The sequence below is a fragment of the Streptomyces sp. 4F14 genome (assembly GCF_048159485.1).
GTDB lineage: Bacteria > Actinomycetota > Actinomycetes > Streptomycetales > Streptomycetaceae > Streptomyces.
Window position 1 is genome coordinate 12,192 of sequence record NZ_JBLRVY010000035.1, and the last position, 23,090, is coordinate 35,281.

At 71.1% G+C, this 23,090-nt stretch carries 28 protein-coding genes; 15 read left to right on the forward strand and 13 right to left on the reverse strand.

The features are described 5' to 3' along the window. Nucleotides 1–28 precede the first annotated feature (28 nt). Nucleotides 29–415 (forward strand): MerR family transcriptional regulator, encoded by a 387-nt coding sequence (locus tag ACLZOT_RS41520; protein WP_416974396.1) that lies wholly within the window; start codon nucleotides 29–31, stop codon nucleotides 413–415. 141 nt (nucleotides 416–556) lie between these two features. On the opposite strand, the gene ACLZOT_RS41525 is transcribed toward ACLZOT_RS41520, so the two are convergent. The 3 genes from ACLZOT_RS41525 to ACLZOT_RS41535 form a co-directional block, all read right to left on the reverse strand. Beyond that, nucleotides 557–1,474 (reverse strand): hypothetical protein, encoded by a 918-nt coding sequence (locus ACLZOT_RS41525; RefSeq protein WP_416974397.1) that lies wholly within the window; start codon nucleotides 1,472–1,474, stop codon nucleotides 557–559. Nucleotides 1,475–1,517: 43 nt separating this feature from the next. Then, nucleotides 1,518–2,060, reverse strand: a complete 543-nt coding sequence (locus tag ACLZOT_RS41530) for a hypothetical protein (protein ID WP_416974398.1) — start codon at nucleotides 2,058–2,060, stop codon at nucleotides 1,518–1,520. Between the two features lie 206 nt (nucleotides 2,061–2,266). After that, nucleotides 2,267–3,049 (reverse strand): TetR/AcrR family transcriptional regulator, encoded by a 783-nt coding sequence (locus ACLZOT_RS41535; protein ID WP_416974399.1) that lies wholly within the window; start codon nucleotides 3,047–3,049, stop codon nucleotides 2,267–2,269. 54 nt (nucleotides 3,050–3,103) lie between these two features. On the opposite strand from ACLZOT_RS41535, the gene ACLZOT_RS41540 reads away from it, so the two are divergent. The 4 genes from ACLZOT_RS41540 (at nucleotide 3,104) to ACLZOT_RS41555 (ending at nucleotide 6,003) form a co-directional block, all read left to right on the forward strand. Continuing rightward, nucleotides 3,104–4,201 carry an FAD-dependent oxidoreductase gene (locus ACLZOT_RS41540; protein ID WP_416974400.1) on the forward strand — a complete coding sequence of 366 codons (1,098 nt, stop codon included), beginning with the start codon at nucleotides 3,104–3,106 and terminating at the stop codon, nucleotides 4,199–4,201. Nucleotides 4,202–4,280: 79 nt separating this feature from the next. Next, nucleotides 4,281–4,751: a helix-turn-helix domain-containing protein gene (locus ACLZOT_RS41545; protein WP_416974401.1), complete on the forward strand. Its 471-nt coding sequence runs from the start codon at nucleotides 4,281–4,283 to the stop codon at nucleotides 4,749–4,751. 94 nt (nucleotides 4,752–4,845) lie between these two features. Further along, a complete protein-coding gene (locus ACLZOT_RS41550) occupies nucleotides 4,846–5,532 on the forward strand; it encodes a hypothetical protein (protein ID WP_416974402.1) in 687 nt (228 codons plus the stop codon). A gap of 147 nt (nucleotides 5,533–5,679) precedes the next feature. Then, a complete protein-coding gene (locus tag ACLZOT_RS41555; RefSeq protein WP_416974403.1) occupies nucleotides 5,680–6,003 on the forward strand; it encodes a DUF2516 family protein in 324 nt (107 codons plus the stop codon). 34 nt (nucleotides 6,004–6,037) lie between these two features. Here ACLZOT_RS41555 and ACLZOT_RS41560 read toward each other — a convergent pair whose 3' ends face one another. The 3 genes from ACLZOT_RS41560 to ACLZOT_RS41570 all read right to left on the reverse strand — a co-directional run bounded on the left by ACLZOT_RS41560 (nucleotide 6,038) and on the right by ACLZOT_RS41570 (nucleotide 9,781). Next, complete coding sequence (locus ACLZOT_RS41560) at nucleotides 6,038–7,468, reverse strand: PP2C family protein-serine/threonine phosphatase (protein WP_416974404.1); 1,431 nt, start codon at nucleotides 7,466–7,468, stop codon at nucleotides 6,038–6,040. A 257-nt stretch (nucleotides 7,469–7,725) separates the two neighbouring features. Then, on the reverse strand, nucleotides 7,726–8,799 hold the full coding sequence (locus tag ACLZOT_RS41565; protein WP_416974405.1) for an NlpC/P60 family protein: 1,074 nt from the start codon (nucleotides 8,797–8,799) through the stop codon (nucleotides 7,726–7,728). A gap of 193 nt (nucleotides 8,800–8,992) precedes the next feature. Continuing rightward, the gene (locus tag ACLZOT_RS41570) at nucleotides 8,993–9,781 is read right to left on the reverse strand and encodes a class I SAM-dependent methyltransferase (RefSeq protein ID WP_416974406.1); all 789 of its coding nucleotides are present in this window, start codon (nucleotides 9,779–9,781) and stop codon (nucleotides 8,993–8,995) included. A gap of 195 nt (nucleotides 9,782–9,976) precedes the next feature. On the opposite strand from ACLZOT_RS41570, the gene mshA reads away from it, so the two are divergent. Beyond that, on the forward strand, nucleotides 9,977–11,305 hold the full coding sequence (gene mshA / locus ACLZOT_RS41575) for a D-inositol-3-phosphate glycosyltransferase (RefSeq protein WP_416974407.1): 1,329 nt from the start codon (nucleotides 9,977–9,979) through the stop codon (nucleotides 11,303–11,305). Beyond that, nucleotides 11,298–11,783 carry a YbjN domain-containing protein gene (locus ACLZOT_RS41580; protein ID WP_416974408.1) on the forward strand — a complete coding sequence of 162 codons (486 nt, stop codon included), beginning with the start codon at nucleotides 11,298–11,300 and terminating at the stop codon, nucleotides 11,781–11,783. The genes mshA and ACLZOT_RS41580 overlap by 8 nt, the downstream gene beginning before the upstream one ends. 137 nt (nucleotides 11,784–11,920) lie before the next feature. Here the strand turns inward: ACLZOT_RS41580 and ACLZOT_RS41585 are convergent, their stop codons facing one another. Beyond that, complete coding sequence (locus tag ACLZOT_RS41585) at nucleotides 11,921–12,562, reverse strand: class I SAM-dependent methyltransferase (RefSeq protein ID WP_416974409.1); 642 nt, start codon at nucleotides 12,560–12,562, stop codon at nucleotides 11,921–11,923. 184 nt (nucleotides 12,563–12,746) lie between these two features. Here ACLZOT_RS41585 and ACLZOT_RS41590 point away from each other — a divergent pair, with 184 nt between their 5' ends. Beyond that, nucleotides 12,747–13,526 (forward strand): expansin C-terminal domain-related protein, encoded by a 780-nt coding sequence (locus tag ACLZOT_RS41590; protein ID WP_416974410.1) that lies wholly within the window; start codon nucleotides 12,747–12,749, stop codon nucleotides 13,524–13,526. Nucleotides 13,527–13,595: 69 nt separating this feature from the next. Here the strand turns inward: ACLZOT_RS41590 and ACLZOT_RS41595 are convergent, their stop codons facing one another. After that, nucleotides 13,596–14,516 carry a hypothetical protein gene (locus ACLZOT_RS41595; RefSeq protein WP_416974411.1) on the reverse strand — a complete coding sequence of 307 codons (921 nt, stop codon included), beginning with the start codon at nucleotides 14,514–14,516 and terminating at the stop codon, nucleotides 13,596–13,598. Between the two features lie 84 nt (nucleotides 14,517–14,600). Continuing rightward, nucleotides 14,601–15,020 carry an ATP-binding protein gene (locus tag ACLZOT_RS41600; RefSeq protein ID WP_416974412.1) on the reverse strand — a complete coding sequence of 140 codons (420 nt, stop codon included), beginning with the start codon at nucleotides 15,018–15,020 and terminating at the stop codon, nucleotides 14,601–14,603. A gap of 153 nt (nucleotides 15,021–15,173) precedes the next feature. On the opposite strand from ACLZOT_RS41600, the gene ACLZOT_RS41605 reads away from it, so the two are divergent. The 5 genes from ACLZOT_RS41605 (at nucleotide 15,174) to ACLZOT_RS41625 (ending at nucleotide 17,858) form a co-directional block, all read left to right on the forward strand. After that, entirely contained in the window at nucleotides 15,174–16,028 is an 855-nt protein-coding gene (locus tag ACLZOT_RS41605) for a helix-turn-helix domain-containing protein (protein ID WP_416974413.1), read from the forward strand. 11 nt (nucleotides 16,029–16,039) lie between these two features. Continuing rightward, nucleotides 16,040–16,240, forward strand: coding sequence for a DUF397 domain-containing protein (locus tag ACLZOT_RS41610; RefSeq protein WP_416974414.1), 201 nt, complete (start codon nucleotides 16,040–16,042; stop codon nucleotides 16,238–16,240). A gap of 77 nt (nucleotides 16,241–16,317) precedes the next feature. Then, nucleotides 16,318–16,590 carry a hypothetical protein gene (locus ACLZOT_RS41615; RefSeq protein WP_416974415.1) on the forward strand — a complete coding sequence of 91 codons (273 nt, stop codon included), beginning with the start codon at nucleotides 16,318–16,320 and terminating at the stop codon, nucleotides 16,588–16,590. Next, a complete protein-coding gene (locus tag ACLZOT_RS41620) occupies nucleotides 16,587–17,000 on the forward strand; it encodes a type II toxin-antitoxin system VapC family toxin (RefSeq protein ID WP_416974416.1) in 414 nt (137 codons plus the stop codon). The genes ACLZOT_RS41615 and ACLZOT_RS41620 overlap by 4 nt, the downstream gene beginning before the upstream one ends. 75 nt (nucleotides 17,001–17,075) lie before the next feature. Further along, on the forward strand, nucleotides 17,076–17,858 hold the full coding sequence (locus ACLZOT_RS41625; protein ID WP_416974417.1) for an aminotransferase class IV family protein: 783 nt from the start codon (nucleotides 17,076–17,078) through the stop codon (nucleotides 17,856–17,858). A 148-nt stretch (nucleotides 17,859–18,006) separates the two neighbouring features. On the opposite strand, the gene ACLZOT_RS41630 is transcribed toward ACLZOT_RS41625, so the two are convergent. From ACLZOT_RS41630 to ACLZOT_RS41640, 3 genes are all read right to left on the reverse strand, one after another. Then, the gene (locus ACLZOT_RS41630; protein WP_416974418.1) at nucleotides 18,007–18,645 is read right to left on the reverse strand and encodes a maleylpyruvate isomerase N-terminal domain-containing protein; all 639 of its coding nucleotides are present in this window, start codon (nucleotides 18,643–18,645) and stop codon (nucleotides 18,007–18,009) included. Between the two features lie 96 nt (nucleotides 18,646–18,741). Beyond that, complete coding sequence (locus ACLZOT_RS41635) at nucleotides 18,742–19,308, reverse strand: EF-hand domain-containing protein (RefSeq protein WP_416974419.1); 567 nt, start codon at nucleotides 19,306–19,308, stop codon at nucleotides 18,742–18,744. Between the two features lie 156 nt (nucleotides 19,309–19,464). After that, on the reverse strand, nucleotides 19,465–20,226 hold the full coding sequence (locus ACLZOT_RS41640; protein ID WP_416974420.1) for a phosphoglyceromutase: 762 nt from the start codon (nucleotides 20,224–20,226) through the stop codon (nucleotides 19,465–19,467). 138 nt (nucleotides 20,227–20,364) lie between these two features. Between ACLZOT_RS41640 and ACLZOT_RS41645 the strand changes: the two genes are divergently transcribed. After that, nucleotides 20,365–21,615, forward strand: a complete 1,251-nt coding sequence (locus ACLZOT_RS41645; protein WP_416974421.1) for an MDR family MFS transporter — start codon at nucleotides 20,365–20,367, stop codon at nucleotides 21,613–21,615. Here ACLZOT_RS41645 and ACLZOT_RS41650 read toward each other — a convergent pair. Next, nucleotides 21,600–22,439 (reverse strand): isocitrate lyase/PEP mutase family protein, encoded by an 840-nt coding sequence (locus ACLZOT_RS41650; protein ID WP_416974422.1) that lies wholly within the window; start codon nucleotides 22,437–22,439, stop codon nucleotides 21,600–21,602. The two genes, ACLZOT_RS41645 and ACLZOT_RS41650, sit on opposite strands and share 16 nt — an antisense overlap. Before the next feature lie 96 nt (nucleotides 22,440–22,535). Here ACLZOT_RS41650 and ACLZOT_RS41655 point away from each other — a divergent pair, with 96 nt between their 5' ends. Next, entirely contained in the window at nucleotides 22,536–23,081 is a 546-nt protein-coding gene (locus tag ACLZOT_RS41655) for a hypothetical protein (protein ID WP_416974423.1), read from the forward strand. Nucleotides 23,082–23,090: the final 9 nt, after the last annotated feature.

The following is a 23,090-nucleotide window of genomic DNA, read 5'->3' on the forward strand; positions in this document are numbered from 1 at the left end:
GAACCCGGCGAACACGGAGAGGCACACGATGCGGATCGGCGACGCGGCGGCAGCCACCGGCACCACCCCCCGAGCCCTCCGCTTCTACGAACAACGCGGCCTCCTCCCACCCCCGCACCGCACCCCCTCCGGCCAACGGGACTACACCCCCACCGACCTCGCCGTCCTCCGCGTCGTCCGCGAACTCCTCGCGCTCGGCCTGACGGTGGAGGACCTGCACACCTTCGCCGACCGCCTCCCTCTCCTCGCCGCGACCTCACAACGCGCGTGCGCCCCCGCATCGTCGGAACCCGGCGTCGTCGGCGCGAGCGTCGTGGACCGCCGGCTCGCCACGCTGGACGCGGAGATCGCCAGGCTGACACGGCTCCGGGACGGGCTGAGGGAGGCGACGGGACGCCCCGTACCTGAGGGGTAGCTCCGCAGGGTGACGTACCTGAGAGGTAGCTCTCTGGGTGCCCCTACTTAAGAGGTAGCCCTCAGGTATCCCCTACCCGAGAGGTAGCCCCACAGGGCGTCGTACCTGAGAGGTAACTCTCCAGGTGCCCCTACCTGAGTACTACCCCTCACTGATCACCCCCTCCCGCATCAACCCCTCCAACTCCCCCTCCGACACCGGATGCAGCCCGTCCAACACCCCCCGCAACGCCGCCTCCCCCACCCCCTGCCCGGTCACCTGAACCCCCGCCCCCTCATGCCACCGGAACAAGGTGACCACCTGCTCCCCACCCGGCAGACTCCGCACCTCCCGGACCTCCCCACCGGCCCCGGCCACACAGCTCACCCCCGTCTCCGCCCGCTCCGGACACACCATCGGCGGCGACAACGGCGAGCGCACCATCACCCCCACGTACCCGCTCCGGTCCGGCACGGCCCAGTGGTACTCCACGTCGAAGGACGCCCCGCCGACCACCGCACGGACCATCCGCATCCCGGGCGGAGTAACCCCCAGGTACAACACCTCCGCATGCTCCCGGTACCGCGCGACCTCCGCCGCCTGCTCCCGTTCCCGTCCCTGAGAGGGACCGACGTACCCCCCGTAGACGACCCCGGCGACCAGAACCGCCGCCGCCCCCGCCCGAACCCACCGCCCCGGCACGAGGAACGCCGCGACGACCGCGTACGGCAGCCCCGTCAAGGCGACCCGCGTCGCCGCGCTGCCCAGGTCGACGTCTTGGCCGTACGCGGCCAGGCCCGCGAGGACGCCGCCCGTGCCGAGGGTGAAGACCGTGACCGCCCAGCCGATCCGCCCGGACCGGGTCGCGCACCACGGGACGACGTCGCTCGCCGGGGCGAGCACGGACAGCAGCCCGATGACCAGCGGCACCACCACCAGGAGGGCCACCCCGACGGCCCCACCGCCCTTGCCCCACCCGACCGCGAGCAGCCCGAACCCGAGCACCGGCATCACGGTGGCCATCGCGCCCCAGACCAGGAGCGGATGCCAGACACCGGGGGCCCTTCTGTCACTCACCATGCGGGCAGCGTGTCAGCCGGCGCCGGCGGACACATGAGTTCTCCTACTCAGACGCGAGTCCCCGACGCCGCCCGGCGATCCACACGCCCGCCCCCACGAGGACGGCGACCCCGGCCGCGTACACGGGCAGCCACAGAGTCGTCGTCGCCGACAGGCAGTCGGCGACGGCGTCCGCCCCGCGCATCTCCCCCACAACTCCCCTGTCGGTACGGCCCAGTTCGGCGAGCGCGGCGTCAACGCGCAACCGCTCGTACACCCCCAGCGCGGGACACCGTTCCCGGGTCTGCGGCATCGGGAAGAGCCAGGCCCAGCGCTGCATCATCGGCGCGAGCGCGACCGCCGCGCACAGGCCGACGACGAGGGAGTACGCGGCGAGGCTCCGGGCGTACGGGGACCACAACCCCGGCGCCCACACCGGCAGCCTGGCGAAGGAGACGATCACCGCGAGGAGCGTCACGCCGGTGTACGTCGCGAACCACTGCCACGACCCCTGCGCGAGCGCGAAGGCGAGGACGGCGGCGAGCCCGATCCCGATGACACCGGCCGGGCCGGAGGCGTCCGCCGGGTGCCGGGGCGGTTCGTCCATGGTCTCTCCTGTTCGAACCCGCTGAAGGACGGGCATTTGGGGTGGTATGCCCCAGTCAATACGAGGAGCCCCCCTTCACCGCCCGAACATGCCGGGGCGTACTGCCAGGTGAACCGGGCACGGCCGCACCACCGGGTGAGCCGGACAGCCACGCCCAACCCGCGAAGCCATGCCACCGGCCGAGCCGAGCGCCCCGCCCGGCCGCACTACCGCGTGAGCCGCGCAGCCACCCCGTCAAGCACCCACTCCAGCCCGGTCGCGAAGGTCACCCCCGCGTCCACCTCGCTGCCGTCGTGAACAGCCCTGGCCAGCGCCGGGAAGCGGCCCGTCGCCAGCATGGCCGTCACGTGCGAACCCGAGGCGCGCTGCCAGTCGGAGTCGGTGAGCCCGGTGACGCGTACGGCGCGCAGGTGCGCGATCTCGCGCCGGAGTGCGCCGGTGACGTACGCGCTGATGGTCTCCGTCGCGCGCAGGGCGGTGTCGATGTCGGTGAGGCCGTCGAGGGCGGCGAGCTTCGCCTCGGTGACGGCGAGGCCGTTGGGGCCCAGGGCGGGGCGGCCGCCGAGGAGGTCGGCGAGCCATTCGTGGCGGAGGGCGGTGCGGCGGGTGCGGTGGGCGAGGGCGCGGAGGGTCTCGCGCCAGTCGCTGGGGGACGCGTCGGCTCCGGCCCGGACCGCACCCCCGACCTCACCCTCGGCCCCGACCTCACCCCCGCCTCCGACCCCGACGGCCCCAGCCCCAGCCCCAGCCCCAGCCCCGATCAGGATCTCCCCCTGAACCTCGTCCACCATGAGGTCGTACAGCTCCTCCTTCGTCGCCATGAAGCCGTACAGCCGCATAGGCCCCGCGTTCAGCCGGCCCGCGACCTTGCGTACCGACACCGCCTCCAGCCCGCCCTCGTCGGCGAGCGTGATCGCGGCGGCGACGATCCGCTCGCGGTCGAGGGGCACGGGGCGTGCGGGTGGCTCCGGCCGGTCCCAGACAGTCATGGTCGCCATCGTACTGTTGCGATGCAGCGTATCGCGAAAATACAGTGTATCGGCATGAGACAACGCATCGCCGTAGTAGGCGCGGGCCCCGCCGGCCTCACCTTCGCCCGCGTCCTGCACCGCCACGGCCACCCCGTCACCGTCCTCGAACGCGACCCCTCCCCCGCCGCCCGCCCCCCGGGCGGCACCCTCGACCTCCACCGAGGCCTGGGCCAACTCGCCCTGGAGAAGGCGGGGTTGGCGGCGGAGTTCGCGGCCCTGTCCCGCCCCGAGGGCCAGGCGATGCGCATCCACGCCCCCGACGGCACGGTCCTGCGCGACTGGCGCCCCCACCCGGACGACCGCGCCAACCCGGAGATCGACCGAGGCCGCCTCCGCGACCTCCTCCTCGGCCCGCTCGACGTCCGGTGGGGCCGGGCGGTGACCCGGGTCGCGCCGGGACCCGACGTACGGATCCACTTCGCGGACGGCCGCGAGGAGACGTACGACCTGGTGGCCGGCGCGGACGGCGCCTGGTCCCGCACCCGCCCGGCCCTCTCCCCCGCGACCCCCCACTACACCGGCGTCACCGTCCTCGAAACGTCCCTCGACGACATCGACACCCGCCACCCCGACCTCGCCCGCCTGATCGGCGACGGCTCCCTCGCGGTGTACGGCGCGAACCGCTCCCTGGTCGCGCAGCGCGGCAGCGGGGGTCACGTCAAGGTGTACGCCCGCTTCCGCGCGCCCCTCGACTGGCACACGGACCTCGACCTCACGGACCCGGAAGCGGTACGCACGTACGCCCTCTCCCTGTACGCCGGCTGGACCACCCCCGCGCTCGCCCTCCTCCACCACGGCACCGCCTTCACCCACCGCCCCGTCCACACCCTCCCCGTCACCCACACCTGGCCCCACACCCCCGGCCTCACCCTCCTCGGCGACGCCGCCCACCTGATGCCACCCCTCGGCGCGGGCGCGAACCTGGCCATGCTGGAGGGCGCGGAACTCGCCGAATCCCTCCTCTCCAGAACCCCCGTCCCCACCTTCGAGAAACAGATGTGGGCCCGGGCCGCCAAGTGGGCCACGATCACGACAGCGGGCCTGCAACGCCTGGTGAGCCCGGACCCGATGGAGGCGATCGCCCACTTCGACGAGGTCCAGCCGTCCTGAACCCCGCCCAGCAGTGACGCGGCGCACTTTTGCAAGCACCTGCTTGCAATAGTTAGCGCGAGGGGTGCATCGTAGGGGCATGGCATCGCTCAATGTCGGGAACCTCGGCGAGTACCTGCGCGAGCAGCGGCGGAACGCGCGGCTGTCGTTGCGGCAGCTCGCGGAGGCCGCCGGGGTGTCGAATCCGTATCTGAGCCAGATCGAACGCGGGCTGCGCAAGCCGAGTGCCGAGGTGTTGCAGCAGGTCGCGAAGGCGCTGAGGATCTCCGCCGAGACGTTGTACGTACGGGCGGGGATCCTGGACGCCGAGCGGGATATGGACGAGGTGGAGACGCGGGGCGTGATCCTCGCGGACCCGACGCTGACCGAGCCGCAGAAGCAGGCGCTGCTCCAGATCTACGAGTCGTTCCGCAAGGAGAACGGGTTCGAGGCAGGGCAGGCCCAAGCGCCGGGTGCGGAAGGTGACTTCGGCGCCGACAGCCCCGTACAGAAAAAGCCCGTACAGAAGAAGGACGGCGAGGGCAGCGATCCGCAGGGGGCGGCCGGTTGACCGGTCCAGGGGACCGGCCGCCCGACTGCGGATCCGCATCACCTCGGCCGATGTCGACGTGAACGACGAACGCGAAACCGGAGGAACACTCACCATGGCCATCACCGACGATCTGCGCAAGACCCTCAGCGACCCGACCCCCCTGTACTTCGCCGCCGGCGCGGCCGATCTCGCGTTGCAGGAGGTCAAGAAGGTCCCGGCGCTGGTGGAGCAGTTGCGTACGGAGGCCCCGGCGCGGTTCGAGGCCGTGCGCGACAGTGACCCCAAGGCGCGGGCGAAGGAGGCCGGCGCGCGGGCGAAGGACGCCGGTGCGAAGGCGGGCGAGCGGGCGAAGGTCGCGCAGGAGACCCTGCAGACCAAGGTCGGCGAGTTCGTGTCCGCGCTGGACGGCGACTTCAAGAAGCTCGGCTCCACGCTGGACGCGGACCTCAAGCGCCTCGGCGAGTCCGCGCAGGACCTCGCGCTGCGCGGTGTCGGCGTCGCCGCGGAGTACGCGGTGAAGGCGCGCGAGACGTACGAGAAGGTCGCCGAGCACGGCGAGCAGACCGTGAAGACGTGGCGCGGCGAGGCCGCGGAGGAGATCCAGGAGCTGGCGGTCGCGGTGGAGGTCCAGGAGGACACCGCCGAGGAGACGCCGGCCGCCGAGGCCAAGAGCGCCGAGGCCGAGAGCGACGAGCCCAAGGCCGCCGCCCCCGCGAAGAAGGCCCCCGCGAAGGCCCCCGCCAAGAAGGCCACCCCCCGCAGGGCCGCCGCGAAGAAGACGACCCCGCCGGCGAAGTAGCCGAGTCGTACGACGGGCCGGGCACTCCGACGCAGTCCGGCCCGTTGTAGGGGTAGCGGACGGACGGGCGGGTACGGTGACCGCGTAAGGGACGAGTAGTCGAACCGGGTGGTGGACGTTGTGCTGATGCAAGGATTCAGCAGTTTCATGGCTCTGCTGAGCCTGGCCCTGATCGTCTTCAGCGGCTTCGCGCTCTTCGACGCGGCGATCCGCCGTGAGGACGGCTATCGCGCGGTCAGCAAGCAGACGAAGCCGTTCTGGATGATCGTCCTCGGGCTGGCGTTCGTCGTGAACCTCATCTTCCCGATCCTGTCGTTCCTCCCGATCATCGGCCTGGTCGCGACGATCGTGTACATGGTCGACGTCCGCCCGGCCCTGCGGGCGCTGCCGGGTGGCGGGAAGGGCGGCCGCGGCGGCCGGGGCGGTTCGAGCAGCGACGGTCCGTACGGGCCGTACAACGGTGGTAGGTAGGTAGTAGTACGGGGGGTCCCTGCCGGCCGGGGACCTACTCCCCCTGCTCCAGCAGCAGCACCGCCACGTCGTCGGCCAGCTCGCCCCCGTTCATCTCCCGCACCTCCCGCACGGCCGACCTCAGCAGCCGCTCCCCCCGGACGCCCTCGTCCCACAGCCGCCGCACCATCCCGACCATCCCGTCCTGCCCGAGCCGCTCCCGGCTCCCGCCCCCGACGCGCCCCTCGATCAGCCCGTCGGTGTACATCAACAGGCTCCACGCGGAACCGAGTTCGACCTCCATCCGGGGCCAGCTCGTCCACGGCAGCATCCCGATCGCGGGCCCGTTCTCGGTGTACGGCAGCAGCTCGGCCCGCCCCTCGCGCACGACGAGCGGCGCCGGGTGCCCGGCGAGGCACAGCCGCGCCCGCGCCCCGTCGGCATCGATGTCGACGGTGCACAGCGTCGCGAACAGCTCCTCGTCGTCCCGCTCGTGCTCCAGCACCTCCTGCAACGTGCCCAGCAGTTCGTCCCCGCACAGCCCGGCCAGCGTCAACGCCCGCCAGGCGATGCGGAGTTCGACTCCGAGCGCGGCCTCGTCGGGCCCGTGCCCGCAGACGTCGCCGATCATCGCGTGGACGACCCCGTCGGGGGTGCGGACGACGTCGTAGAAGTCACCGCCGAGCAGCGCGCGGGACCGTCCCGGCCGGTACCTCGCCGCGAACCGCAGGGACGCGCCGTCCAGCAGCGGCGTGGGCAGCAGCCCGCGTTCGAGGCGCGCGTTCTCCTGGGCCCGCAGCCGCCCTTCCGCGAGCCTGCGCTCGGCCGCGTCGGAACGTTTCCGCTCGACCGCGTACCGGATCGCCCGGCTCAGCAGCCGCCCGTCCAGCTCGTCCCGGAAGAGGTAGTCCTGCGCGCCGACGCGTACGGCCTCGGCGGCGCGGTCGGCGTCGCCGGAGGCGGTGAGCGCGAGGACGGCGTGCCGGGGGGCGAGGCGCAGGACGTGCCGCAGGACGGCGAGCTCGTCCTCGTTGCCGTCCTCGCAGGCGCCGGCGCCGGGGGCGGGCAGGGCGAGGTCGAGGAGGATGCAGTGGACGTCGTCGGTGAGGAGCCGCTCGGCCTCGGTGAGGTTGCGCGCGGCGCGGACCCGGATGGGGCGGCCGGCGGAGTCGCGGAGGTCGGGGACGAGGGGGGTGGCGGCGGGGTCGTCCTGGATGAGGAGGAGGGTGAGGTGGGCTCCGCCGGTGGAGAGGGGGGCTGTGCCGGTCGGTGCCGGGGCTGTGCCGGTCGGTGTCGGTGCCGTGCCGGTCGGTGCCGGGGATTCCGGGGCGCCCGGCGTCTCGGGGGCCGCCCCGTCGGACGCGGGCGCGTCGAGGGCGTCCGGCGTCTCAAGGACCTCGTCGGCCGTCGGCGGACGGGACTCGGTCTCCGCCTGACCACACTCCACGGCCGGGATCGCTCTCTGCCGCGGTACGGGTACGGGCATGTCTAGGGTTCCTTCCCCTCCCCCCGAGGGCACGGCGGTGACGAGGGACTCGTCCCACCGAGCGGGACCCTAGCCGCAGAAACCGCCGGAGCGGAATGGTGTACGGCACCCAGGTTGATCTCGGGTCAATGGCATATGCCGCGTTCCGTACCGCAGTTGGGCAGTGCGGGTGAGGTGCGGGAATGACGAACGTCACGTCGGCGCGGGGTTTGGGATCAAGCGCGCGTGCCCCGGGTCACGTAACCCCGCTCACACCCTCACGCGTCCGGCCGCACGACCCCCAGGATCGGCATCGACCCCGCCCCCGCGACGGTCACCGTCCGCCCCGGCCGGGGCGCGTGGACCATCTGCCCCTCGCCTATGTACATCGCGATGTGGCTCGCGTCCGCGTAGTAGACGATCAGGTCGCCGGGCCGCATGTCCTTCACGTCGACGTGCCGGAGCTGCTTCCACTGCTCCTGCGAGGTGCGGGGTATGACCTTCCCGGCCCCGGCCCACGCCTGCGAGGTGAGCCCCGAGCAGTCGTACGAGAGCGGCCCCTCGGCCCCCCATTCGTACGGCTTCCCGCGCTGCGCCAGCGCGTACGCGACGGCCTTCGCGCCCTGCGCGGTCGCGCCCACCGCGCTCCCGCCGACGACGCCCGTGTTCTCGCCGAGCCACTTCGACTGCGCCTGCTGGGCCGCCTGCCGCTCCAGCTCCTTGAGCCGCTCCAGCTCCTCCTTCTGGAGCTGGGCCTCCAGCTGCTTCGCCGCCGCGATCTGCTGCTCGACGCGCTTCCGGGCGGCGGCCTTCGCCGTGCGGGCGGTCTCCAGCTTCTGCCACTGGACGGCGGCGTCGCGCGCGTACTGCTCCAGGTCCGCCTGGACGGTCTCCAGCTGCGCGAGGAGGCCCTTGGTCGCCTTCTGCCCCTGGGCGACCCGGCCCGCGTCGTCCAGGAAGCGGGTGGGGTCCTCGCTGAGGATCAGCTTCGCCTCGTCCGGCAGGCCGCCGCTGCGGTACTGCGCGCGGGCCGCCGCTCCCGCGCGGTCCTTGAGCTTCGCGAGCCGCTCCCGGCCGTCGACGATCCGCTTGGCCAGGGCGACGATCGTCGCGGACTGCTCCTTGGAGGCTTCCTCCGCCGCGTTGTACGCGTCCGTCGCGACCGCGGCGTCGTGGTAGAGCGCGTCCAGGCGGGCGCGGACGGCCTGGAGGTCCTTGCTGGGCGCGGGGGTCGCCGTGACCGTGGGTCCCGGGTCCGGGGCCGCGAACGCCGTCACCGGGGCCCCGAGGACCGTCACCGCGCAGATGACGGTCACCGCCGTAGCCACCAGGGTGCGCTTCCCCGTCCCCATACCGCTTCCCCCAACTGATTTACCGTCAGTAACTTACGGATGCCCGGTGGATCGTGTCACGCCCCGACCGAAAACGACAGGGTTTGTACGCCCTTGCCGCCACCGGACCTCCGTTGTCTGTGTTCCGTTGTCTGTGTGACGAACGGCGCAGCGGGGGCGTTCCCGCCGGGGGCCACTCGAACGGGTGAACGTGTCAGGTGGCCGCACGAGGCGCCAACGCGCCCCACCGCACGGTCACTTCCCCCTGCCGCCAGCGCCGTACCCCGTCCACGACCGGCCACTCCCCCGCGAGATCCCGTACCGCCCTGATCCACCGCTGCCGCGCCCCGTACGACGCGTACGGCGCCGCGGCCGCCCAGGCGCGGTCGAAGTCCCGCAGGAACGCGTGCACCGGCTCCCCGGGCACGTTCCGGTGGATCAGCGCCTTGGGCAGCCGCTCGGCGAGGTCGGAGGGCCGCTCCAGCGACCCCAGCCGGGCGGCGAACGTCACCGTCCGCGGCCCCTCGGGGCCCAGCGCGACCCACACGTGCCGCCGCCCGATCTCGTCGCAGGTCCCCTCGACGAACAGCCCCTGAGGCGCGAGCCGCCCGCACACCCGCGCCCACACGCCCGCGACGTCCCCCTCGTCGTACTGCCGCAGCACGTTCGCGGCCCGCACCAGCACCGGCCGCCCCTCGACCGGCACCTCGAACCCCCCGTGCCGGAACACGAGCCCCTCGCGCGCGTACGGCTCGGCGGCGGCCACACGCGCGGGATCGATCTCGACGCCCACCACGCGCGCGCGAGGAGCCGCTTCCCGCAGCCGGGCGAGCAGCTCGACGGCCGTCCAGGGCGCGGCCCCGTACCCCAGATCGACGGCGACCGGCTCCTCGGCCCGCCGCAGCGCGGCGCCGTGCGCATCCGCGATCCAGCGGTCCATACGCCGCAGCCGGTTCGGATTGGTGGTCCCGCGCGTGACGGTTCCGACGGGACGGGGGGTCATGGGTACGAGGGTAGGCGCACGGCCCGAGTGGCCGTTGCCGTCGGCCTCCCGCACGGTTGAGCCGTAAAGGTAATGATTCGGAAAAGTCTCCGACAAGGGAATTCGTCTCGCCCCCTCCGCTGTTGCCCCCCTTGGAGGGCGCACCACCCTCTCCGCGTCATGCCCGCAGCACCGCCAGCAAGGAGGAAACGCCACGTGAGCCAGTACGTCAGCCGGCTCGGGCGTCGCTCCCCGGCCACGACCTCGCGGCTGCGGCTTCCGCACCGCAGGCCGCGCCGAGTCGCGATGCTCTCCGTGCACACGTCGCCCTTGCACCAGCCCGGCACCGGAGACGCCGGCGGGATGAACGTCTACATCGTCGAGCTGGCGCAGCGCCTCGCGGCGATCAACATCGAGGTCGAGATCTTCACGAGGGCTACTACCGGAGGGCTACCTCCTACGGTGGACCTCGCCCCCGGGGTACTAGTACGGCACGTAGACGCCGGCCCCTACGAGGGGCTGAACAAGGAGGACCTCCCCGCCCAGCTCTGCGCCTTCACGCACGGAGTGATGCAGGCGTGGGCGGGCCACCGGCCGGGGTACTACGACCTCGTCCACTCCCACTACTGGCTCTCAGGTCATGTCGGCTGGCTGGCCGCCCAGCGCTGGGGCGCCCCCCTCGTCCACGCCATGCACACGATGGCGAAGGTCAAGAACGCGAACCTCGCCGACGGCGACACCCCCGAACCGGCGGCACGTGTCATCGGCGAGACCCAGATCGTCGAGGCCGCCGACCGGCTGATCGCCAACACCGCCGAGGAAGCGGCCGAGTTGGTGCACCACTACCACGCCGACCCGACGAAGGTCGCCGTCGTCCACCCCGGCGTCAACCTCGACCGCTTCACGCCGGGCGACGGCCGAGCGGCGGCCCGGGCACGCCTCGGCCTCCCCCCGGACGCCCTGATCCCCCTCTTCGCCGGGCGCATCCAGCCCCTGAAGGCGCCGGACATCCTCCTCAAGGCCGTAGCCGAACTCCTCGACGCCCGCCCCGAGTTGCGCACGCGGATCGTCGTGCCGATCGTCGGCGGCCCCAGCGGCAGCGGCCTCGCGAAGCCGGAGGGCCTCCAGAAACTCGCCGCCCGCCTGGGCATCGCGGACGTCGTCCGCTTCCGGCCCCCGGTCGGCCAGGCCCAGTTGGCGGACTGGTTCCGTGCGGCGTCCGTCCTGGTCGTCCCCTCGTACAGCGAGTCCTTCGGCCTCGTCGCGATAGAGGCGCAGGCGGCGGGTACGCCGATCCTGGCGGCCTCCGTCGGCGGGCTGCCCGTCGCCGTCCGCGACGGCGAGACCGGCTTCCTCGTCGACGGCCACGACCCCGCCCGCTACGCCCGCGTCCTCGAACGCTTCGCCGACGCACCGGAGTTGGCCACCCGCATGGGCCACGCCGCCGCCGGCCACGCTCAGCGCTTCGGCTGGGACACAGCGGCGGCGGCCACCGCCGACGTCTACACCGCCGCCGTCCAGCACGTACGCTCGCACCATGTCTGACGCGCACCAGGTCCTCGAAACGGCCCTCCAGGAGGCGGGCGTCTCCTGGGAGTCCCCCGAGCCCGGCACGTACGTCGCCGAACTCCCCGGCACCCGCAAGCTGAAGACCGCGGTCTCGCTGCGCCTCGGCCGCCACTCCCTCTCACTGAACGCGTTCGTGATCCGCCACCCCGACGAGAACGAACCGGCCGTCCACCGCTGGCTCCTCGAACGCAACCTCAAGCTGTACGGCGTGAGTTACGCGGTCGACGGGCTGGGGGACATCTACGTCACCGCCCGCCTCCCCCTGTCCACCGTCACCCCGGCCGAGATCGACCGCCTCCTGGGCCAGACCCTCGAAGCGGCCGACGGCGCCTTCAACGTCCTCCTGGAACTGGGTTTCGCCTCCGCGATCCGCAAGGAGTACGCGTGGCGGGTGTCGCGGGGGGAGTCGACGCGGAACCTCGACGCGTTCAGCCACCTGACGAAACCCAGCTGACGTCCTCAACTGCCGTTACGGAGCACCGTCGTACGTGTACGGGTAGTCGATCCCCATCGCCGCGAACTCCGCCGCCCGGCGGCGTTCCCGCTTACTTCCTGGAGCCGTCCGCCGACTGATCCGAACGGTCACCCCGCTCACAACTCCCGTGCGTCCAGCACGTCGTACCCGATGAAGTCGAACATGCTGACGCCGGGCGGGAGTTGGCGGGAGGCTCCCCCGTACCGATGCGCTCCCACCCCGTGCTCGACCTCCGGCCCGGACACCCACATCGGCTCGAACTCCCGCTCCTCCAGCCACTGTTGAAGCGGCGTGTCGAAGTGCCGTGTACGGGTCCACACCAGCGTGCCGCCCGGCCGGCAGAGTGACGTGCAGTACTCGACGATGCGTTCCATGTCGGCGCGGACGACGTTCCCGAGAACCCCGCAGACCACGACGATGTCGGCGGGCGCGAAGTCGGCGTAGTGGTCGGTGAGGGACGCGTCCCCGGTGACGACCTCGACCCGGTCGAGACCCGCCTCCGCGGCCAGCTTCCGGGCGAACTCGGTGTTGCGCGGGTCGAGTTCGACGAGCCGGGCCGTCACGTCCCGGTTCCGAGGATGTTCCGCCAGTACCTCGATCAGGTCCCGTCCCTGTCCCGCGCAGAGACTCACCACCCTCAACTCGCCTTCCGGGGCGGCGTCCAGGGCCTCGCGGATGCGGTCCTTCACCAACGTGAGCCGGTGGGCGAGGTAGGAGTCGGGGTTGTCGTACGCGTCGTGCCATGTGTGCCAGTCCATGGGCCCAGAAGCTACGTCCGCCGATCTTCACGGTCACCCGATTAACTGATCGACCACGTCACGCATCGACACACCGGGCCCGAGGGAATCAACAGCAAACACGCCGCTATATGGCCAAATCTCCTTGATTAGCGGGGTCGTGCTCGCGGCGGCCCAGATGACAGCGCATCAGAGGGAGACAGGTATGTCAGTGCGGGCGTTGCGCGGGTTCGGGTTCTTGGCCGCTGTTTCGCTGCTGGCCGGCACGGCCTTCACTGCCTCGGCTGCCGAACCGGGGACACGTGCCGCCGACGGTCCCCTGCTGAGAGGGACCGCCGGTTTCTACGGCGGCGCCGACGCCTCGGGCACCATGGGCGGCGCCTGCGGCTACGGGAACCTGTACGACACGGGCTTCGGTACGAACACCGCGGCGGTCAGTGCCGACCTGTTCAATGACGGGCTGGCCTGCGGCAGGGCTTACAAAGTCGTCTGCGACGAGCAGACCGCCGCCCCGCAGGCGTGCAAGCCGGGCACATCGGTCACGGTGCGGGTCACCAACCTTGCCCCGCCCCTTCTGAACGGCAGTCCGGCCCTGTTCTCCCACTTCGACCTCGCCCAGCCGGCCTACGAGCAGATCGCCAACACCAGTAGCCGTAGCGTGCCGATGTACTACCAGGCAGTGCCCGCCGTGGTGAACGGCGGAGTCCGGTTCACCATCAACGGGCGCAGCTACTTCAATCTCGTACTGGTCCACAATGTCGGCGGCGCCGGCGCGGTACAGGCCATGTGGGTCAAGGGCAGCGGAACGAACTGGATGTCGATGTCCCGCAACTGGGGCGCGAACTTTCAGAGCCTCAGCTACCTCAACGGCCAGTCCCTCAGCTTCAGGGTGCAGACCATCGACGGCGTCACCCTCACGTTCCCGAGCGTGGTCCCGGCCAACTGGAGCTTCGGGCAGACCTTCACCGGCTCGACGAACTTCTGACCCGCCCGGCGGCGGGTTCGAGGAGTCCTTGGTGTTGCAGGCCGGTTCGCAGCACGTACCCCGAACCCGCTAGCCCCGCTCCCCCGCAAGCTCCGGCTCCCGCCCGACGGCGTCGTCCGCGGCCGCCCCCTCCTCCGTCCCGAACCACGCCACAGCCACCGCCCCCGACACCGCCAGCACGAAGCCGATCACCGCGAGCCAGGCGAAGCCGGGGCGGGACGCGTCGCCCAGCCACCAGACGCCGATCATGCCGGGGAGGACGGTCTCGCCGACGACCAGTGCCGCCGTCGCCCCGTTCACCGAGCCGATCTGGAGCGCGACCGTGTGCAGGTACATGCCGCCGATCCCGGCGACGAGGATGGCGTACAGGGCGGGGTCGCCGAGCAGCGCGCCCAGGTCGAACGGGTCGATCCCGTTCAGCACCCGCACGCCCACCCCGAGCGCGCCGAAGCCGAGCCCGGAGAGCAGGCCCGCGAGGATCGCGGCGCGGGCGCCGAGCAGCCGGACCAGGACCGTACCGCCCACCATCAGCAGCACGGAGATCGCGAGGAGCCACCAGTGCGTGGCGATCGGCGTGTGCCCGCTGCCCTCCGGGCCCGCCGCGGTCGCGAGCAGCACCAGCGCCGAGCAGACGACCGCGATCGACGTCCACTCCGCCCGGCTCAGCCGGATGCCGAGCAGCTTGACGCTCAGGACGGCCGTGATGACGAGGTTCGCGCTGATGACCGTCTGGGAGAGGAACAGCGGCAGCAGCCTGGCGGCCAGCGCCCCGAGCCCGAACCCGACGAAATCCAGCACCGTCCCGACGATGAACTCCCAGGTCATCGCGGCCTTCGCGGTCGACGACAGACTGGGCCCACCGTGCGCGGTGACCTGCCCCGCCTCAGCCGCCGCCCGCCGGGCCGCCTTGCGCGAGCCGACGGCTTGCAGCACGGAGCCCGTGCCGTAACAGATCGACGCCACGACGGCGGTCAGGAGTCCTATGAGCACCGGGTACTCCGTTTCAGGGGGATGGCTGTTCCCCCTGCCAGACGGCGGATCGGCCGTCGGCGTTGCGTGGGCCCCTGCGCCGGTTCAGCAACCCCCTCGGCCGCCCTCCACGAGCTGGAACCACACGTCCTTCCCCGTCGGCGCCGGCGCCCCGTAGATCCGCGTCCCCCACGAGTCGGTGAGGCTGTCGAGCAGGAACAGCCCCCTCCCGCCCTCACAGAAGTCCACCACCTCGGGCATCGCCAGCGCACACGGCAGGTCGTCCCGCACGAACACGGTGACGCTCTTCTCGGTCACCGCCGCTCTGACGTACACGAGCCGCGTCCTGGTGTGCCGGTACACGTTGGTAACGACCTCGCTCATGCACAGGCGTGCCGCGTCTACGAGGGTCTCGTGGCCGGTCGTCCGGAGCAGAGAGGCGAGCTGGTCGCGGAGGAGGGCGGCGGCGAGGGTGCCGTTGGCGACGATGAGGCGGACGGTCAGGGGGGTGGAGGACGAGGACATGGTGGGGTCTCCCAACGCGGGTGTCCGTTGCGTGAGGAGAACCGTAGGGGGCAGTTATGCCACGTGGCAATCCTTCACCAAAGGTTGACGCACCAGGGTGGAACCATGGGAGCGTGAGCGACACACGCAGATCAGGCAAAGGGGAAGGGACTCATGCCACCCAGGGACAACCCGACCGTGCGTCAGGCACGCCTTGGCGCCGAGCTGCGGAAACTACGCGAAAAGGCAGGCCGGGCCTCACGGGAAGCCGCTGGGATGCTCTCCGTTGACCAGGCGAAGATCAGTCACCTGGAAGCGGGGCGCATCGGGGTCAGCGAGGAGCGGATCCGACGGTTGGCGTCCTTCTACGAGTGTGACGACGAACTGCTGATCGAGGCCCTCTGCGCCATCGCGCGCGAGCACCGGGGGCAGTTCTGGTGGGACGACTACCGAGGCATTCTTGCCCCGGGTTTCCTGGACATCGCGGAGCTGGAACACCACTCGACCAAGCTGCGTACGTTGCAGACCATCACCCTCCCCGGCCTGCTCCAGACCGAGAACTACGCTCGCGCACTGTTCTCCGCGTCCCTGGCGAAACGACCCGCCGACGAGATCGAGACGCGCGTCGAACACCGGCTCAAGCGTGCCGCGATCCTCGACCTGGACGATCCGCCGCCGTTCCCGACGATCATCCACGAGGCCGCACTCCGCATGCGGTACGGCGGCCGAAAGGTGGTCCGGGAACAGCTCGAACACCTCGTGGAGGCGTCGCACAGACCCTCGGTCACCGTGCGCGTCATCCCGTTCACGTGCGAGGAGTTCATCGAGGTCACGCAGCCTGTCGTATACGCGTACGGGGTCGTTCCGCAGTTGGATACAGTCCAGATCGACAGCCCGTTCGGAGGCCGCTACCTGGACTCGGAGGCGGACCTCAAGAGGTACGCGAAGCTGCTCGACCTCGCCGAGCGCGAATCGCTCAGCCCGGAGGAGTCACGGCAGCTCATCCACCACATCGCACGAGAACTGTGAGACGCACCAGCATGAGCGCATCCATCCAGTGGCAGAAGTCGTCGTTCTCCGGAGACGGAGGGGAAGCCTGCGTCGAGGTCGCCCACCACGACGGCCACATCCTGATGCGCGAGAGCGACAACCCCACCGAGATCATCACCACCACCCCCGCCAAACTCGCCGCCTTCCTCGCAGGCGCGAAGGCCGGCGAATTCGACCACTTCCTGACCTGACCCACCCCTCGCGCACCTCCCCCGTCCTACCCTGGACACGGGACCAGCCCCCGGGCCGCGACGCGAAGGAGCTGACCATGAGCACCGCCCCGAGCCCACCGCCACACAGGCCCGAAGAACCCCGTCACCCACTGCGGACGATCCGGGAGATCCGCGACTCCCTCCCCCCACAACAGGTCACCCACTTCGACGCCGAACTCGCCGACACCGACCTCGACGCCCTCCCCGACATGCTCCACCGCTGGGCGACCCTAGGAAACGACGGCTTCCTGGACCGACTGCTCACGACCCCCTTCGAGGGCCTGGAATTCGGCCGACGCTCCTACGACGACGCGGCGGACGGCGAGTGATCTACCTGCTCGACACGAACGTCGTCACCGAACTCACCACCCGCCCGAGGCCCGCCCCCGCAGTGGTCGCCTGGGCGCGCTCGGCCCCGTCCCCCGCCCTCCACCTCAGCGTCATCACCATCGCGGACATCGAAGCAGGCGTCGCGGCAACCCCGGACGCCGTCCGCAGGTCCGCCTTCCAACAAGCACTCGACGGCATCCGCCACGAGTATCGCGGCCGCATCACCCCCGTCGGGGAGAAGGAAGCACTCGCCTACCTCACCCTCCACAAGCACCTCAAAACCACCGGCACCACCATCGACTCACCCGACGCCCTGATCGCCGCCACGGCCCTCGCGAACAACTGGACCCTGGTCAGCCGAAACACCACACACCTGGCCCGGACGGGCGTACTCCTGCTGAACCCTTGAGAGTACAGCGGGTAGGGCACCCGGCCTCGCTGGTTCATCCCGCCAGGGAAGTGCGCGGCTGCCATGCTGGGCAATATGCCGAACCTCGACGAACACCCCGCGACGGCAGAGGACTTGCTCCCTCTTGCCCTGACGTCGTACGGGCACTTCACCTCCCTGCGCGTCGACGCCGATCGCCGCATCCGTGGACTGTCCCTGCATCTGGAACGGCTCGTGCGCGACAGCAGGATCGTGTTCGGCACCCCCGTGGACACCGGCCGCGTCCGCGAACTGGTCAGCAAGGCGCTGACCGGGAGGAACGGCCCCTGCGTCGTCCGCGTCACGCACTTCGATCCGGCCGTGGACATGGGCCACCCCGAGGAGGCCACGGAGCCCCGGATCATGGTGACCGTGCGCCCGGCAGGCGAGCTGTCCCCGCCCCCGCTCACCGTGATGAGCGTGCGGTACGAGCGTGACCTCCCCGAGGTCAAGCACTGCGGCCTCTTCGGTGCACTGCACGCCCGCCGCTCAGCACGCCTCAAAGGATTCGACGACGCCCTCTTCACCGGCCCGGACCATCGCGTGACCGAGGGCGGGACATGGAACGTGGGCTTCATCGACGAGAACGGCACCGTCATCTGGCCGGAGGGCCCCGTACTCCCCGGCGTGACCACCGCGCTGCTCCAGGAACGCACCGAGTACAAGACCGCCCACGTGACCCTCGACGAGGCCAAGGCCATGCCGGCCGCCTTCGCCACCAACACCTCGATCGGCGTCCGAGCTCTGTCGGCGATCGACGGCACACCCCTGGCAGTCGACCACCCGGTGCTCAGCGCGCTGCGTGAGACGTACCTGTCCGTCCCGGGCGAGGAACTGTAGGACCCAGGCATGACGGCGGTGACGAGGTGGACCGGCCGTGAGGTCCTGCTCCTGGGCACTCTGCTCGTCCGTACCGGAATCGCCGTACAGCAACGCGCGAAAATCCTCACCGAACCACGGCCGTCAGCCCTCGTGGCCGACCCCGTCCCTACAGCGCGGAGATGGACCCCGGCGCACGCTCGCTGCGGCTCAGCGCGCGCAGGACATCCGTCGCCCCATGCCGCCGCAACGCGATCCGCGACAGCACGTCCACGACCGTCTCGACGGCCTCGGCGGGGAACTCCGGTGTCGGTATCCCGGCGCTGAAGGCGAGGTCGTCGGAGTGGATGACGAGCTCCAGGATCCGGCTGGTGACGAAGTCGTCGAGGGTGATGGACCAGGGGCCCCAAGTGGGCCGGCGGACCAGGCGATGCGGCGTGGTGGGCAGAGTGCCGCGCAGTTCCTGGACGCACCCGGCGACCCTCGCGGCCAGTTCGGCGGGGCCGTCGGCCGCCTCCTCCTCGCCGCCGGAGCGGATGCCCTGGTTGAACGGAGTGTCGAGGTCCGAGCCGATCCAGCTGACCCGCGCGTAGTACTCGTGGAGCGCGATGGCGGGCTCGTCGGGGACCGCCTCGGCCAGGACCGTGGGAAGGAAGAAGACCTGCCCGGCCAGGTGACCCGCCAGCCCCTTGACGCTGAGCTTCGCCAGCGCCGAGGGCTCGTGCCAGTGCTGGGCGACCTCCGGTGCGCCCAGCAGCTCCGCCGCCGTCTCCGCCACGCTGAGATAGAGCTGCCTTGTCCGCGTCACCTTGCCGGCCCCCGTTCGTCGGTGCGTGTCTGCAGGCAAGGTCAACTTCACGGAAGGGCGGAGCATTCCCCCGCCGTTGACGCGCCCGGGACCCGGTCAGGCCGGTTTCGTCGTGTCCCCCATGAACACCGCGCCCGGAGTACCGGCGTCGTCGCCGACGAAGAAGTCGTACACCGTGAGGATGTACTGGGCCTTGCTCACCTGACCGGTCCCCCGGGAATCCATGCGCGTGAACGCGGCCCGCGCCTCCTGAGGGGTCTGGATTCCGGGAACGGCGAAGAGGGAGAGGTACTCGTCGTAGGTGAGCAGGCCGTCATGGTCGACGTCGGCGTTCTCGAACCACGTACCGGAGATCTTGAGCAGAACGCTGCCGAACCCGGCGACGTCCTTCATGACGAAGTCCTCGTAGCCACGCAGCCACTCGTCCAGGGAGACCTCGCCGTCGGCGTTGCGGTCCAGGCGGGTGATGAAGTCCCACCACGGCTTCAGGTCGGCGTCCACGGTGCGCAGGTGCCGTTCCAGTTCCCCGGGGTCCGGATACGTACGCCGGACGGTCTCCCGCGCGACGTCGTAGAAGTCCCCGTAGGTGAGCGCCCCGCTGCCGTCCCGGTCGAACCGCTCGAAGAGCTGCCCCGCCTTGCGCCGCTGCAGTCTGCTGAGCATCCCGGCCTCCAGAGTCCGCCCCGAGAGGTGATCCCCTGCGACGGACTGTACCGAGACGGCGTGGAGGCCGCCTTTCGGGCGGCGAACCTACGACGGCACGACGAAAACGCCCCCGTCCCGCGCCGTATGCGCAGGTCGGGGGCGTGATCACGCGACCTACTTCTTCTTCCCCTGGTTCTTGACCGCCTCGATGGCAGCCGCAGCGGCCTCGGGGTCGAGGTACTTGCCGCCCGGCGTGAGGGGCTTGAAGTCCGCGTCCAGTTCGTACGCCAGCGGGATCCCGGTGGGGATGTTGAGGCCGGCGATGGCCTCGTCCGAGACGCCGTCGAGGTGCTTGACGAGGGCGCGCAGGGAGTTGCCGTGGGCGGCGACCAGGACCGTGCGGCCCGCGAGGAGGTCGGGGACGATGCCGTCGTACCAGTAGGGGAGCATGCGGACGACGACGTCCTTCAGGCACTCCGTGCGGGGGCGGAGCTCCGGCGGGATGGCGGCGTACCGCGGGTCCGCGGACTGGGAGAACTCCGTGCCGTCCTCAAGGGGCGGCGGCGGGGTGTCGTAGGACCGGCGCCACAGCATGAACTGCTCCTCGCCGAACTCTGCGAGGGTCTGCGCCTTGTCCTTGCCCTGGAGCGCGCCGTAGTGGCGCTCGTTGAGGCGCCAGCTGCGGTGGACGGGGATCCAGTGGCGGTCGGCGGATTCGAGGGCGAGCTGCGCGGTGCGGATGGCGCGCTTCTGGAGGGACGTGTGGACCACGTCGGGCAGGAGACCCGCGGCCGTCAGGAGTTCACCGCCGCGGACCGCCTCCTTCTCGCCCTTCTCGTTGAGGTTGACGTCCACCCAGCCGGTGAACAGGTTCTTCGCGTTCCATTCGCTCTCGCCGTGGCGGAGGAGGATCAGCTTGTACGGTGCGTCGGCCATGGACATGAGCGTAATCGAAGGGTTTGGGCCACGGCCCCGCACGGTGCATTGACGGGATCTGTTAATCGACTGGCTCCCGGAACACCCCCTCTCGTAACGTACGAACACCGCCAGCACCACTTACACCCGGGGGTCCCCATGTCCATCGCGTCCCTCAGACGCGCCACCCGCGAGAGCGTCTCGGGCCTCCCCCGCGAGTTCTGGTGGCTGTGGACGAGCACGCTGGTCAACCGCCTCGGCGCGTTCGTCGCGACGTTCATGGCCCTGTACCTGACCCTCGACCGCGGCTACTCCGCGTCGTACGCCGGCCTGGTCGCGTCGCTGCACGGGCTCGGCGGCGTCGTCTCCTCCCTCGCGGGCGGCGTGATGGCGGACCGCCTCGGACGCCGGCCCACGCTGCTGATCGCGCAGCTCTCGACGGCGTTCTCGGTGGCGCTGCTCGGCTTCGTGACCGACCCGGTCGCGATCGCCGGGGTCGCGTTCCTGGTCGGCGCGGCGAGCAACGCGTCGCGGCCGGCGGTGCAGGCGATGATGGCGGACATCGTGCGCCCCGAGGACCGTGTGAGGGCGTTTTCTCTCAACTACTGGGCGATCAACCTCGGTTTCGCGGTCTCCTCGATGGGCGCGGGCCTGATCGCGGAGGTCAGTTACCTCGCCGGGTTCCTGATCGAGGCGGGCATGACGTTCGTGTGCGCGATCCTCGTCTTCCTCAAGCTGCCGGAATCGCGGCCAACTCCCAAGGTGGCGGCGGAAGATGAGAACGTCTCCCTCGCGACCGTCGTCCGCGACCGGCGTTTCATGTCGCTCGTCGGCCTGTCCTTCCTCGTCGCCCTGATCTTCCAACAGGGCTCCGTGGGGCTGCCGGTGGCGATGGGCGAGGCCGGGTTCTCGCCGGCCGACTACGGCATCGCCATCGCGGTGAACGGTGTCCTGATCGTCGTCCTCCAGATCCCGGTGACCCGTTTCATCGAACACCGCGACCCCGTACGGCTGTTGATCATCTCCTCCGCCCTCGCCGGGTACGGCTTCGGCCTCACCGCGTTCGCCGGCTCGGTCGGTGTCTTCGCCCTCACGGTCTGCGTGTGGACCCTCGCGGAGATCGTCAACGCCCCTACGCAGACCGGCCTCGTCGTCCGCTTCTCCCCCTCGCACGGCCGTGGCCGCTACCAGGGCATGTACACCCTCTCCTGGTCCGCCGCCGCCCTCGTCGCCCCCCTCATGTCCGGCCTCGTCATCGACCGGCTCGGCGCGGACTGGCTGTGGGGGATGTGCGCGGTGATCGGTACGGTCGCGGGGGCGGGCTATTGGGGGCTGCTGCGCCGAATGCCCGCCGAGGACAAGGCGGTTGAGACACCGGTGGAGCGCGAGGCGGCTCAACCCCTTTCGTAGAGGGCGTTGATCTCGTCCTGCGGGAGTTGCGCCGAGGCGTAGGTGAAGGTGCCGCGCTCGGCCAACTCCCGCGTCGCGTCGAGGAGTTGGCGGTACATCGTCCGTACGATGCTGCCCCCGACGGTCACCCGCCGCACCCCCAGCTCCCGCAGGTCCGCCATCGACAGCGTGCCGCCCGTCAGGCCCATCACGACGTTCAGCGGCCCGTCGATGCCCCGGACCAGCGCGCCGATCGTCTCCGCGTCCGCCGCGCCCGGTACGAACGCGCAGTCGGCGCCCGCCGCGAGGTAGGCGTTGGCCCGGCGGACCGCCTCGTCGAGGGTGCCGCCGGTGAGCAGGACGTCGGTGCGGCCGACCAGCGCGAAGGGGGTGGCGCCCGCGTCGATCACCTCGCGGGCGGCGCGGATCCGGTCGACCCCGAGTCCCAGGTCGTACAGGGGAGTTGCCCGATCCCCCGTGAAATCCTCGATGTTGCCGCCCGCCGCGCCCGCCGCGATCGTCAACTCGACGGTCTCCGCGACGCGTTCGGGCTCCGCGCCGTACCCGTCCTCCAGGTCCGCGCTCAGCGGTACGCCGACCCCGGCGGCCATCTCCGCGACCCGGGCCAGCATCGTCGTACGGTCGAGTCGGCCCTCGCCGTAGCCGTGGTCCGGCCTGCCCAGCGAGAACGCGATGCCCGCGCTGGTCGTGGCGACCGCCGGGAACCCGGCGGACTCCAGGAGGCGGGCGCTGCCGATGTCCCAGGCGTTGGGGAGGAGGAAGCAGCCGTCCTTGCGGTGCGACTCGACGAAATCCTGGGCGCGTTGGTGCTTGGCGGTGTCCATGTGGCCCTTTCTTTGCCGCGACTGGGTCGACCGTATGCCGTGACGGACAGGAACGGCGGCTATATTCCGTGCGGTTCGGAAAGGGGGAACACCATCGTGCGGAAGCTTCTCTCGGCCGGGGCGGCCCTCGCCGTCGCCGGTCTGATCGCCGGGGGCGCCTGGTACGTCCTCACCCGGCCCGGCCACCCCTTCGACGACGCCCGCGCCTGCCCCGGCACGGACCTGCGCCTCGCCGACGAACTCGCCCTGACCGGGCTGCCGTTGCCCCGCGACGCCCACGACGTCCACTACCTCGCCCACGCCTCCGCCCCCACCGGCTCGGCGAAACTGGTCGTCGGCTTCCGCAGCACCGGCCCCGTCATGCGCACCTGGCTCCTGGCCAACCACCTCGTCCCCGCCCCGGACATCGACACCCTCCGCGACTCGTACCCCGTCGGAGACGTGGGCCCCGGCGCCGACTCCCCCGGCGTCTGCGGCGGCCTCCCACCCATCACGGCCCCCGGCGTCGACATCCTCACCCCCCACCCCTCCCCCGAGGGCACCCAGCAGACCGTCGAGGTCACCCTCCAGATGGACGCGCAGAACATCCGCCCCACGACAGAGGTCTTCCTGACGGTCCTCGCGGGCCGGCAGGGGGCGTAAGGGCCTGTC